At 61.5% G+C, this 12,705-nt stretch carries 13 protein-coding genes; 8 read left to right on the top strand and 5 right to left on the bottom strand.

Features of this window, described 5'->3' with window-relative positions; translation table 11 throughout:
* Positions 1–121: 121 nt before the first annotated feature.
* From B0G80_RS30320 to B0G80_RS30335, 4 genes are all read right to left on the bottom strand, one after another.
* Entirely contained in the window at positions 122–955 is an 834-nt protein-coding gene (locus tag B0G80_RS30320; RefSeq protein ID WP_116121628.1) for an enoyl-CoA hydratase-related protein, read from the bottom strand.
* Between the two features lie 108 nt (positions 956–1,063).
* On the bottom strand, positions 1,064–2,335 hold the full coding sequence (locus B0G80_RS30325; protein WP_116121629.1) for a TRAP transporter large permease: 1,272 nt from the start codon (positions 2,333–2,335) through the stop codon (positions 1,064–1,066).
* 11 nt (positions 2,336–2,346) lie between these two features.
* Positions 2,347–2,880, bottom strand: a complete 534-nt coding sequence (locus B0G80_RS30330) for a TRAP transporter small permease (RefSeq protein ID WP_087648004.1) — start codon at positions 2,878–2,880, stop codon at positions 2,347–2,349.
* A 12-nt stretch (positions 2,881–2,892) separates the two neighbouring features.
* The gene (locus B0G80_RS30335) at positions 2,893–3,924 is read right to left on the bottom strand and encodes a TRAP transporter substrate-binding protein (protein WP_116121630.1); all 1,032 of its coding nucleotides are present in this window, start codon (positions 3,922–3,924) and stop codon (positions 2,893–2,895) included.
* On the opposite strand from B0G80_RS30335, the gene B0G80_RS45475 reads away from it, so the two are divergent.
* The 8 genes from B0G80_RS45475 (at position 3,915) to B0G80_RS30370 (ending at position 11,324) form a co-directional block, all read left to right on the top strand.
* Positions 3,915–4,244 (top strand): hypothetical protein, encoded by a 330-nt coding sequence (locus B0G80_RS45475; RefSeq protein ID WP_147309943.1) that lies wholly within the window; start codon positions 3,915–3,917, stop codon positions 4,242–4,244. The genes B0G80_RS30335 and B0G80_RS45475 overlap by 10 nt on opposite strands.
* 101 nt (positions 4,245–4,345) lie before the next feature.
* A complete protein-coding gene (locus tag B0G80_RS30340) occupies positions 4,346–4,771 on the top strand; it encodes a MaoC family dehydratase (RefSeq protein WP_116121631.1) in 426 nt (141 codons plus the stop codon).
* A gap of 48 nt (positions 4,772–4,819) precedes the next feature.
* Positions 4,820–5,965 (top strand): acyl-CoA dehydrogenase family protein, encoded by a 1,146-nt coding sequence (locus B0G80_RS30345; RefSeq protein ID WP_116121632.1) that lies wholly within the window; start codon positions 4,820–4,822, stop codon positions 5,963–5,965.
* 44 nt (positions 5,966–6,009) lie between these two features.
* Positions 6,010–7,203: a CaiB/BaiF CoA-transferase family protein gene (locus B0G80_RS30350; protein WP_116121633.1), complete on the top strand. Its 1,194-nt coding sequence runs from the start codon at positions 6,010–6,012 to the stop codon at positions 7,201–7,203.
* Entirely contained in the window at positions 7,200–7,643 is a 444-nt protein-coding gene (locus B0G80_RS30355) for a MaoC family dehydratase (protein ID WP_116121634.1), read from the top strand. Before B0G80_RS30350 ends, B0G80_RS30355 begins: the two co-directional genes overlap by 4 nt.
* 199 nt (positions 7,644–7,842) lie before the next feature.
* Entirely contained in the window at positions 7,843–8,736 is an 894-nt protein-coding gene (locus B0G80_RS30360) for a helix-turn-helix domain-containing protein (protein WP_116121635.1), read from the top strand.
* A gap of 145 nt (positions 8,737–8,881) precedes the next feature.
* Entirely contained in the window at positions 8,882–10,105 is a 1,224-nt protein-coding gene (locus tag B0G80_RS30365) for a glycoside hydrolase family 88 protein (RefSeq protein ID WP_116121636.1), read from the top strand.
* Between the two features lie 46 nt (positions 10,106–10,151).
* Positions 10,152–11,324 (top strand): fumarylacetoacetate hydrolase family protein, encoded by a 1,173-nt coding sequence (locus B0G80_RS30370; RefSeq protein WP_116121637.1) that lies wholly within the window; start codon positions 10,152–10,154, stop codon positions 11,322–11,324.
* A gap of 119 nt (positions 11,325–11,443) precedes the next feature.
* Here B0G80_RS30370 and B0G80_RS30375 read toward each other — a convergent pair whose 3' ends face one another.
* Positions 11,444–12,658, bottom strand: coding sequence for an alkene reductase (locus B0G80_RS30375; protein ID WP_116121638.1), 1,215 nt, complete (start codon positions 12,656–12,658; stop codon positions 11,444–11,446).
* Positions 12,659–12,705: the final 47 nt, after the last annotated feature.

The following is a 12,705-nucleotide window of genomic DNA, read 5'->3' on the forward strand; positions in this document are numbered from 1 at the left end:
TTGAATCCCATGAGTCGGCAAGGAACGGCAAACTCTACGGAGTATGTCTCAACCAATCGTTTAGCGCAGGCCACAATACCGGCAGAATCCGTCGAGACGCGCATGCGCGACGCGCCAGTGGTCAGCGCCCCTTGAAACGCGGCGGCCGCTTCTCGACGAATGCACGGTGGCCTTCGGCGCGATCCTCGGTCTTGAACACTTCAAGATTTGCCAGATGCTCGCACTGCAAGCCTTGTTGAAGGTTGGTCTCGAACGAATCGAGCACGGCGCGCTTGGCCAGCCGGACGGCGAGCGGCGCGCGGGCGGCGATCAGCGACGCGATCTCAACCGCGCGCGCGACGCTGCGTACCGGCGGTACGACCTCGGTCACCAGTCCGTGGCGCTCGGCCTCGGCTGCCGTCAGCGGCTCGCCGGTAAGCACGAGTTTCATCGCCAGTGTCTTGCCTAGCACCCGCGGCAAGCGCTGGGTGGCGCCATCGCCCGGGAGGGCGCCAATGACGATCTCTCGTTGCGAGAAGGTCGCGTCATCCGCCGCGACGACGATATCGGCCAGCATCACCAGCTCGTGGCCACCACCGATCGCGAAGCCGTTGACCGCGGCGATCAGCGGCTTCGGAAAGGTTTCAATCGCCTTCCAGCTCGCGAGGCGCACCGGGTCCGCATACGCTGCGACCCCGCGCGCCGCCATGTCGGCAATATCCGCCCCCGCGCTGAAGAAACACTCGCCGCCGGTAAGCACGACAGCCCTGACGTCGTCGCTGACCTCGGCTGCCCAGAGCACGCGCGCCAGTTCCTGCAGCAGCGCCACACACAGCGCATTGCGCTTCTCGTGATGATTCAACGTGATCAACCAGACGAACTCAACTGGTTGTTCCAGCTTGAGGTACTGCAGGTCCTCGCATGCGGCCTGCAGGACCGGCGACGCGCCGCTTCGCTCGATGTGAGCCGTGTTCATGATGAGCCTCTCGGTAATTCGGTCGCTATGCGCGCGCGAACAGTCGCCGCTTACGGGGTCGTGGAGCCTGGGCCAAAGGCGTGCAGCCGGCGGCCCATCGGCCTCGTGTTATTTGATTGCCAGCAGGTTGGGCAAAAAGCGCGGGATATGCGGGAAGACAATGATCAGCAGCAGGTCGACCGCCAGCGCGAAGATGAACGGCAGGATCGCCCGAGTCGCTTTTTCGACGGACACACCGCCGATCGACGCAGCCGTAAAGAGGCAAAAACCGATCGGTGGCAGGTTGATGCCGATGGCCGAGTTGACCAGTACGATGACGCCGAACACGACGGGGTCGATATGCATCTGCACGACGAGCGGTAGAAACACAGGAATCACCACGGCGATACTCGAAATGGTTTCCAGTACCGTATGGGCTGCCAGAAGGAAGAGATTGATCAGGATGAGCAACACAAACGCGCTGGTCGTCACGGCCAGGAAGTTGTTGGCGACGTGCAACGGAATTTGCGCCTCGATCAGATAGCGGCCGAGCACGAACGCGAGTCCGAGAAGAAACGATACCCGCGTGGTATTGATAGCCGTGCGCGTGAGTATTTCCCTGAAGTGCGACAGCTTGAGCGACCTGAAGATGAAAGCGCTCACCAGCGTCACATAGAGCGCCGCGACGACGCCTGCTTCAACCGGTGTGAAGACGCCGCCGAGGATGCCGCCCAGAATGATCACGGGCGTCAGCAATGCCCAGATCGCCTGTCTGAAGGTGGTCCACAGCCGCCTCGCGGAGAACGCCTCGACCGCCGTATAGTTCTGGCGCACGGCAGTCACGTAGTTCACGAGCATGAAGGAAACGACCACCAGCAGCATCGGTACTATCCCCGCGACGAACATCGTTCCGACCGAAACGTTGGCGGTGTAGGCGTACACGAGCATGCTCATCGACACGGGCGACAGCAGTCCGAGTGAGCCCGCTGCTGACTGCAGCGCGACCGCGAACGCGCGCGAATACCCCTGCTTCACCATCCCGGGGATCATGACCGAGCCGATCGCTGCGGTATCCGCCGTCGCCGAACCGGAGAGGTCGGCGAAGAACATGCTCGCAACGATCGTCACCTGCCCGATGCCGCCGCGCATAAACCCGACGAGCGCCTGCGAAAAGTCGATGATCCGGCGCGAGACGCCGCCCGCATCCATGATTGCGCCTGTCAACATGAAGAACGGGATGGCCAGCAGGCCGACGTTATTCAGGTTCGAAAACAGCTGCTGCGGAATCACCAGCAGCGGGGTTCCGTTCAGCGTCAATGCAATCGTCGCCGCAATGCCGATGCAAATAGCCACCGGCACACCCAAGCCGAGAAACCCGGCGCCCAGAGCGAGTGCCCACATGTTGATTCACCTCAGATATGTTCGGAGACGCCCTGCAACAGAGACGGCCTCGTTTGCGCGCCGGGCGCGAGATGGGAAACCGCGATTCGCACCGCGGAATGAAAGACCAGCAACGCGCCGCAGACGGGAATCGAAAGGTACGGGTACACCATCGAGATCGGCAGAGAGGTCGCGGTTTCGGTGCCCATCAGATCCAGCATGTCGCCACCGTACATAACGAACACCACGCCGAGCCCGAGGACGACACAGTCGGTCAAGTCCGCCAGTGTCTGCGCGAAAGCGGGCGGACAACGGTCGGCCAGCACCCGCACCTCCGGATGAACCCGCAGCTTGGCTCCCGCCGCCGCGCCGAGGCACGTGAGCCACACGAACAGATAAGCCGCGAGCTCGTCGGACCACGACAGCGAGTTGTGCAGGATGAAGCGAAAGACCACCCCAAGGCCTGCGACGAGCACCATCATGAGAAGTAGTCCGCCGCAGAGGAATAGCGTGATCTTCAGGACCAGGTCGTCGATAAAGAGGAGATTACGGGCAAGCTTTTCCATCGCACTCTCCCTTCATTTCGAAGCGACAGCAGACTTGTCGACCGCCTTGATTTCCTGATAAAGCGCCTGGCCATCGGGAATGTTGCTGAGCAGGCTCTGGCGCGCCCTTTCGGTCGCGGCGGCCCACGGCGCCGTGTCGATCCCGCTCACCTGGGTGCCGTTCTTCTTCATCGTGGCGAGCGCGTCGTCGTACTCGTGCTTGTATTCCTTCACGTCGTAGTCCGCGGCGACGCCGGCAGCTGCCTGAAACGCCTTCTGTTCGTCCGGTGAAAGACGCGTCCAGGCGCTCTTGCTCATTGCCAGCACCACGGGCAGGTAGTTCACGTGGGTCAGGTAGTAATGCTTGGCGACGTCCGAAAATTTGTCCTGGATGAACTGCTCCGGGGAGGTATCGCCGCCGTCGACCAGGCCTTGCGAAAGCGCCAGAAATACCTGGTTATAAGGCAGCGGTGTCGGGTTTGCGCCCAGTGCTTTATAGCCCGCGATATAGCCGCGACTCTGCATCACTCGCACTTTCATATCCTTCATGTCTCCAAGCGAGCCGACCGGCTTTTTCGCGGTGAACAGATTGCGTTCGCCCACCGACAGCCACGTCAGGCCGATCATGTTGACCGCCGGCATCATGTCGAGGAACTTGCGGCCGACCGGTCCTTGCAGAACGCGGTTGGCGTCGTCGATGCTGCTAAAGAGGTAAGGCGTGTCGAAAATCTGCCACTGCTTGATCGTGTTTCCGATCGGCGCCTGTGCGGAAATCATGAGCTCCTGGGTGCCGGTGCGCAGCGCCTGCGCCATCTGCACTTCGCCGCCGAGCTGTGACTGCGGAAAGATCTCGATCTTGACCTTGCCGTGGGTTCGCTGCGCGACCTCCTTCGCGAACACCTGGGCAGTCAGCTGATAGTGGTTGTCCGGAGCGAGGGTGTGGCCCAGCTTCATGACGATCGGCTCGCCGGCACGGGCAACGCTTGCGGCAACGACGCCTGCTGCGAGCAGCGTACCCACCATCACGGCGCGTCCTGCGCGGCGCGCGCTAAAGAATGATTTCATTTCGTCTCCTTCCATACTGGAATGTAATTTCCGCGCTGCATCCGGTCGATCCGTCTGCAGGCGCTTCAAGTATTCGCGAGTGCACGCAACGGGCGTTAGGACCGGTCGCCCGATTTCTTGTACTTTTTTACGGCCTGTTCGATGACAAGCCTCTCCCGCACTGTCTGGCGATTTATCCGGCGCACACGGTGAAAACCCTTGGCGATATTGATGCGTGGCAGACCGGCGGCTATCCGCGGGCTCCTTGCGGATCGGCGAAGACTGAAATCACTGCGTACGTGCAGTCGAAAAAGTCCAAGCATTCGCCCAAACCGTCCTAACGGTCGGCAACTCGCACTGATTAAATTTGAGTCACGCCCGCCGGCGCCCATCGACACGGAACAGGCCGGCTCCTCAACTGACTCTCACTTTCAGAACCACCATGGCCAAACGCCCGCACATGGATTGTTACGCGGTCGGCGACACTGCCGATTTCGCCAAGACCGTAACTGAATTCGACATCTACGGCTTCGCCGGAATCGTCGGCGATTTCTATGCCGTGCATTTGAATGAGGAATTCGCCAAAACCACGCGCTTCGAGAAGCGCATCGCGCAAGGATGTCTCTCGGTCGGCTTCCTGTCGACTGTGATGGGCTATATGGCGCAAAAGGCGCCGAACCCCGGGGCGGTTTCTTACCGCTACGACATCACGTTCAACGCGCCGGTATTCATCGGTGACACGGTCACTGCCCGGCTCACGCTGCGCGAGAAGAACGACGATCGCAACCTGTGCGTGTTCAAAGCAGAGGTCACGCGCCAGGACGGCACGGTGGTCGCATCTGGCGATACCTATCTGAAGGTGCTGTAACACAGCGCCTGCCTTTAACTCCTCTCCCCGCTTTTCAAAGAGTCGAACATGCCGCATTGGTTAAACGAACAACACACCGCGATACGTGACGCCGTGCGCCGTTTCGCTGAAAACGAAATCGCTCCTGTCTCGGAAGAGCTTTGGGAGGCGGAAGCCTTTCCCTACGAAATCTGGACGCGTGCTGGCAAGCTCGGCTTCGCCGGCCTGCCCTATCCGGAGACTTGGGGTGGCGGCGGTGGCGAATGGCTTTCCTATGTGATCGTGCTGGAAGAACTCGCACGCGTAGATTGCGCAATCGCCAACTCGCTCATGGCCAATTCGACGGTCGCGAGCCTGCTATCCAACTATGGCACCGATGAGCAAAAGGACCGCTATTTGCGCCCTATTCTCGACGGCCGCAAGGTCGGCGCGATCGGATTATCGGAGCCCAACGCGGGCTCCGACGCGGCCAACATCGCGACGCGTGCGACGCTGGAAGGCGACCGATGGATCATCAATGGATCAAAGACCTTCATCAGCAACTCTGGCACGGAAGTGACGGGACCGGTCGTCATCGCCGCGGTAACGGGCACGCGCCCTGACGGCCGCAAGGAAATTTCCAACTTCATCGTGCCCAACGGCACCCCCGGTTTCGGCTACGGGCGCAAGCTGCGCAAGATCGGCTGGCGCGCATCGAGCACCTACGAGTTGTACTTCGAGCGCTGTGCGATCCCGGCCGCCAACCTCCTCGGCGAACGCGGCGCGGGCTTGCGACAGACGCTCGCCCAGATCAGCACGGGCCGAATCCTGATCGGCGCGCTCGCGCTAGGCATTCTGCAGGGTTCATTGGATCGGTCGATCGCGTACATGAAGGAGCGGCGCGCATTCGGCAAGCCGATCGCGGAGTTCCAGGCGCTGCAGTTCAAGATCGCTGACATGGCGGCCCACGCGCACGCCGCGCGGTTGATGCTCTACGATGCCGCCGCTCTGAAAGATGCGGGCGTCCGCTTCAATCAGCAGGCGTCGATGGCCAAGCTCTTCGCCACCGAGCGCGCGATGGAGGCGGCTCATCAGGCGCTGCAGATACATGGCGGGTACGGCGTGATGAGCGAGTACCCGGTGTCGCGCGCATTCGGCGACGCCAAGGTATTGGAGATCGTCGAGGGCACCTCGGAGATTCAAAGAATGATCATTTCGCGAAACCTGCTTGCCTGAGCCCTCAGTCAAACAGATACGGACACGCGCTCAGGAGACAAGTCATGCTGGAAGGCATCAAGGTGCTAAGTTTTACTCACTTCTTGCAGGGCCCCGCTGCCGTGCAGATGTTGGCCGACGTCGGCGCGGACGTGATCAAGATCGAACCGCCGGGCGGCGCGTTCGAGCGCAGTTGGACCGGCTTCGATGCGTATGTCGAAGGGGTGAGCATGTTCTTCCTGCTCGGCAATCGCAACCAGCGCAGCATTTCGCTGGATCTGCGCGACGAGCGCGCGAGAGAGATCGTCTGGCGGCTAATCAAGGAAGCCGATGTTCTGATCGAAAACTACCGCCCAGGCGTCCTGCAGCGCATGGGCTTCGGTTACGACGATGTACGCGAGATCAATCCGCGGCTCGTGTACTGTTCGTGCACCGGCTACGGGCCATCGGGGCCATATCTCAAGCGGCCGGGGCAGGACCTGCTGTTGCAGGCCATAAGCGGCATGACGATGCTCTCCGGCGAAGCCGATTCCCCGCCCACGCCCGTCGGATCCGCGATCGTCGACCAGCATGCGGCGGCATTGGCGGCCTTCGGCGTGGTCGCGGCCCTGCAGGCGCGGGAACGCACCGGCAAAGGCACGCTGGTCGAAAGCAATCTGCTCAATGCGGCACTCGATCTTCAGATCGAGCCGTTCACCTACTACCTGAACAAGGGGCCACTCTGGCCACGCACAAACCCGCCGACCGGCAGCCGGTTCCATCCCGCACCCTACGGGATTTACCGGACTCTCGACGGCTGGATCGCGATTTCGCTGACGCCCACTGAGAAGCTCGCGGCGGCCTTGTCTGAACCCATGCTCGCCGGGTTTTCACACCCGAAGGACAATGTGCGCCGCCGCGACGAATTGAACCGCATCGTGTACGACGCGCTGACGACGCGTACGACGGCCGACTGGATGACGACCTTGGACGAGCACGACATCTGGTACGCACCCGTGAACGACTACGATCAGGTCGAGGCCGACCCGCAAGTGGCGCACAACCGCATCATCATGGAGGTCGACCATCCGCAGGCCGGGCCGATCCGTTTGCTCGCGCATCCGGTCCGGTACGACGGCGCGGCACCGCCGCTCGTCCGTCAGCCGCCCCGGCAAGGCGAACACACCCGCGAGGTGCTCGCCGAACTGGGCTACGCGCCGGAAGAAATCGATACGCTGGTCGAAGCCGGCGCGGCGCTGACCGGGCGTAGAACCGTATGAACATTCTCCCGACTCAGCACCACGAGATGCTGCGCTTTGACGACATCCAGATTGGCCGCTGTCAGACACTCGTGCACACCATCGCGGAAAGTGACGTGAATGCTTTCGGCCATCTGTCGGGGGACCTGAATCCCTTGCATATGGATCAGGCCTTCGCGGCACGCTCGCCGTTCGGCCAGCGCGTGGCGCACGGCCTGCTAACTGCCGCATTGGTGTCGACGACACATACCGGTTTGACCGGTCCCGGCTTTGTCTACGTCGGGCAGGAGTTGCGCTTTCTCGGACCCGTCTTCATCGACGATACGATCAGAATCCATGTGACGGTAGTCGAGAAGAAGCCCGCCAAGCGCATCCTCGTGATGGACACGATGGTCCGCAATCAGGACGGCAAACCCGTGCTGAGCGGACTGTCGGCGCTAAAGGAATTGCGTTTCGAATGAGTGACAGATGAGCTGACAATCCGCACGCGAGGTCGACCGGTGCGGGTTTTCGACAACAGCCGTCACGCCGCTTTGCTAATTACAAGTACACTACGTTCGATGCCGAACCGGCGAAGGAGAAACAGCACGCTTGATTTAGCCAGGGAGTGAACCGGCTAGGCGAGCCAGATAAGTGAGCTGGATGCAGGAGACAAATCAAATGCTTAGCGGTTGTGGTTGCCAGTTGCCGGTCTTCAAGATCGCGCACTATGAGTACGGGTCGCGAATCAAGTCGATCGATTTTCATCTCGCGCCCCTCGAAGATATGAAATCGACGTTGCCGTATCCGCATCGACACGAGTTTTATCACATCGTCTGGGTCGTGGCGGGCAGCGGTCACCACATCATCGACTCGATTCGCTACGAGGTGCGGCCCAATACGCTGTTTTTCATGGCCCCCGGCCAGATCCATGATTTCGCCTTGTCCGACGACGCCGTCGGGCACGCGATCAGTTTCTCGTCCGAATTTTTCGCGTTCAAGGTGCAGAACCGCCATTCGCAGACCGAGATTCCCGTCTACGATTTCGAGCGAATTCCGAACACGGTGTATATGAGCGACACACAAGCTCAGGACCTTCATCGTGTGCTGGATGGAATCAATGCGGAATATCAGGGCGAAGAGGCAGGTTACGAGGACGTGATCTGGTCATACCTGCGCGTTCTGCTAATCAAGTCCGCGCGCCTGGGCGGCGACGCCGTCACCGACGTCAATTCGTCGCGTAGCGTGCTGCTGTCGCGACGCTTCAAAAGCCTGCTGGAAAAAAATTTCGCCACGGTCCACGACGTCGCTCACTACGCATGCCTGCTGAACGTCACAGAACGCGCGCTGAACGATGCAACGCGTCAGGCGCTCGGCAGTACAGCGGCCAAGCTGATTCGCGAACGCGTGATGCTGGAGGCGAAGCGTCTGTTGCTGCATTCGGAGGTCAATGTAGCGGAGATCGCAACACAGCTCGCCTTCGACGACCCGGCCTACTTCAGCCGATGTTTCCGCAAGCACACGGGCCGCTCGCCAATCGATTTCCGCCGCAGCCTGGAGAAACTGAGCATTTGAAGCAGTGGCACGACAGGCGTCCGGGGTGCGTGCAGGAAAGTCCAATATAAGCCGCACTTCGTCCTAACTGCCAGAACCGCCGCGCTCCTAGAATTTGCGTGTCCCCGTCACTCGGGAAACGTGAAAGTAATCAGGAGACAAACGCGTGAATGCTTCGTACCAGGATCAAGAGTTGTCCTCTGAGCGGTCCGCCCTCTTCACCAATATCCTCGATCGCATGGCGGCCAAAGTTGCAGAGGACGAGCCGACGCTCGGTGTCGAATTCCCTCAGATCACGGCGCCCGATGGAAAGTGGGTACTGCTTCCGGCGTCGCTGTCGGCAGGCTACAGCGGTTCGGCGTGGAGCCACGGAAACTGGTTTTGCGGGTTCTGGGTCGGACTTTTGCTGGCGTCGTATTTGCACACCGGCAAGGACAAATACCTCTCGTGGGCCCGCGAGCGCATGCGTCTCGTCGCGCAGCGCGCGCAGGACCCCAACACGCACGACATCGGCTTTATCTTCGACAGCAGTGCCGTCCCCGGTTATGAAATCACCCGCGACCCGTGGTACGCGCAAATAGCAATGGAAGCCGCGGACAAACTACGCGCCCGTCTTGTCACCACGCACAGTGGCGCCTATCTCGCTTCCTGGGGCCCGCTCGACGATCCACGCGGACGCAGCGCCTCGGCTATCGACACCATGGCTAACCTGTCGTTGCTTTATTGGGCGGCGAACCATTCCGGGGACGGCAGTTATCGCCTCGCCGCCGAAGCACACGCCCTCATGACCGCCAACGCGTTTATCCGCCCCGATGATTCGACTTATCACGCGGTCGAGTACGACGTGACAACGGGTGTGCGCCAGCGCGGCTACACGTTTCAAGGCGCATTCGACGAATCGGCGTGGAGCCGCGGCCAGGCGTGGGCCGTCTATGGCTACGTGAACACCGCGCGTGAAACCGGCAAGCGTCACTGGCTGGATCTTGCAGAGCGTCTGGCGGCGTACTATCTGCGCCGGCTCGATGGCCGTCCGGTGCCACCGTGGGATTTCGACGCCGCTGGCGCCGACGCGCAAATCAGGGACACCGCCGCAGCAGCGGTGATGGCGTCAGCGCTGATCGAGATGGGTCGTCTGCATCCCGACCCTGCTGAGGCGGCTCGCTGGCGCGAACACGGAGTCGCGATGCTCGAAGCGCTATGTCGTGACGAGTTTGCCTACGAACCCGCACAGCGCGGACTCCTGAAGAATTCCTGTTATTCGAAGCCGCACAATGAAGGCGTCGATGGTGCGACGATGTTCGGCGATTTCTTCTTCGCTGAAGCACTGAGTCGCGTGATGCTGCCCGGCAAGCTTCGGCCAGCCGATACGCAACGCGTATCGCTCGCCTGAAGCGCGCCTCCCTTCCGGTTCCCAACTCTCGCCAGGCAACGCCACCATGATATCGAACGATCTTCCGCATTTCGTACCTACTGACCTGGCCGACGCCCTGCTGGTCGGACGCATCTGGCGAAACGCGCCGATCGACGGGCCGTCGGTCGTCGTTGTTCGTGCCGGTCAGGTCTTCGACATCACGGCGTCGGCGCCGACGACCTCCGATCTGTTCGAGCGCGTGGACCTGTTGGAGTTTGCGCGTCACGTCGAGGGCGAGGCGCTCGGCCCCGTCGAGAACATCGGCCAGGCATTGCTCGCGCCATGCGATCTTCAGGCCATCAAGGCATGCGGCGTGACCTTTGCCGTGAGCCTGCTCGAACGGGTCATTGAAGAACAGGCTAACGGCGACGCGACGCAAGCGGACACGGTGCGCTCGACGATCGCGCAACTGATCGGCACTGATCTCTCCAGAATTCGCCCCGGCACGCCGGCCGCCGACAGTCTGAAGCGGGAACTGGAACGGCGCGGCGCATGGTCGCAATATATGGAAGTCGGCATTGGGCCCGACGCAGAGGTGTTCACCAAGTCTCAACCGATGTCGGCGGTCGGTTACGGCGCAGACGTTGGGCTACACCCGGCCTCCCGCTGGAACAATCCCGAGCCCGAAATTGTGCTGGCGGTCAACAGCCGCGGAACGATCGTCGGTGCAACCCTCGGCAACGATGTCAATCTCCGCGACATCGAAGGCCGCAGTGCGCTGCTGCTCGGTAAGGCAAAAGACAACAACGGCTCATGCGCGATCGGTCCTTTCATCCGGTTGTTCGATGAACGCTTCACGATGGACTCGGTGCGGGCAGCCAGCGTGTCGCTCAGGATAGAAGGCGCGGACGACGGATTTATCCTCGAAGGCGTGAGCCACATGCGCGAGATCAGCCGTGACCCAGAGGAACTTGTCGCCCAGACTGCCGGGCCGCATCACCAGTATCCAGACGGCTTCATGCTGTTCCTCGGCACGATGTTCTCTCCAATTGAAGACCGGCATGCTCCGGGCAGCGGCTTCACGCATCATCTCGGGGACAAAGTGACGATTGCAACGCCGGCGCTCGGCACCCTTGTCAACACCGTGCAGTCGTCAACCGAGATCGCGCCCTGGCAATTCGGCGTCCGCGCTCTTTACAAGGCCCTTGCAAAACGGCGGGCGCTTAGCAGCGCCGTGGGGCAGGTAAGCGATGCGTAAATCGGCGCTGCGCATGATAAAAAACTTCCGCGAGACCGTCGACGGCCGGTCGCCGGCTCGGGAGCCTCGCAACTTGTCCCGCGACGCCGGCGAGCCCGCTGCTCAACGACCGTGACGCTCTATCTCCAACGCCCGTCGATCACGGACCGAGGGGCCTCTCCGCGCTCCTGCGCGAGCGACGGATAGTCGGTATACCCGCGCTCGCCGCCTCCATAGAACGTGGACGGATCCGGCGAATTGAGCGAAGCGTGCGATCGCAAGCGGTCCGGCAAGTCGGGATTGGCGATGAACAGGCGCCCGAACGCGATCAAATCCGCCTTGCCGTCCTCGATCCATCTTTCCGCACTGCTGCCGTCGAACCCGCCCGCGACCATCAGCACACCGCGATAGGTGCGTCGTATCATCTCGTTCATGCGCTTCGCGCGCTCAGTGAAAGCGGCATCCTCGCCGGTCGCCGCGAGCGCGGGATTGACGATGTGCAAGTAAGCGAGCCCGTATCGATTGAGCTTCTCGAGGACGTAAGAGAAGGTCGCCTCGGGATCGTCGTCATGCATGTCGTTGAAAGTGCCGAGAGGAGAAAGCCGTACGCCGACCTTTTCCGGCCCCCACACGTCGCAGACCGTTTCGATCACCTCGAACAGGAGCCTGGCTCGGCGCTCGCTCGACCCGCCATATTCGTCCGTGCGGCGGTTTGTACCGGACAGCAGAAACTGGTCGAGCAGATAGCCGTTCGCTCCGTGCACTTCAACGCCGTCCATACCGGCAGCCTTTGCGTTGCGCGCACCCCTGAAATACTGTCGCACGAGATACGGCATCTCTTCGGCCTGCAGCGCGCGGGGCGTGACGCAGGGTGCAACGACACCTTCGCCGCGCTCGTTCTCGATGAACGCCTCCGCTTTCGGCTGGACCACAGAGGGCGCCACGGGCAGCATTTCGTCGGGCTGCAACGAGGGGTGCGATATGCGTCCAACGTGCCAGAGCTGCATGAACATCAACCCGCCCGCCTCGTGTACGGCGTTCGCGACGAGCCGCCAGCCTTCGACCTGCTCGCGACTATGAATCCCAGGCGTCCACGCATAGCCCTGCCCTTGCATCGACACCTGCGTCGCCTCACTGATGATGAGCGCGGCCGATGCACGCTGCGTGTAGTAGCAGGCGTTGAGCTGAGACGGTATGTTGCCTGGCCGGCTCGCGCGCGAACGCGTCAGCGGCGCCATCACGACCCGATGACGCAGGTTGTACGGTCCCACCTTGACGGGTTCGAAGAGCTTGCCCAGCGGGATTTGCTCCTCGCGCTGCCCGGCTTCCGCCGGCGCGATTTCTATATCCGGCATAAATTCGCTCCTTACGTTTCTTGACTCGACCCGAAAAGTGCTGCCAT

The sequence above is a fragment of the Paraburkholderia sp. BL6669N2 genome, from assembly GCF_003387275.1.
Taxonomy (GTDB): domain Bacteria; phylum Pseudomonadota; class Gammaproteobacteria; order Burkholderiales; family Burkholderiaceae; genus Paraburkholderia.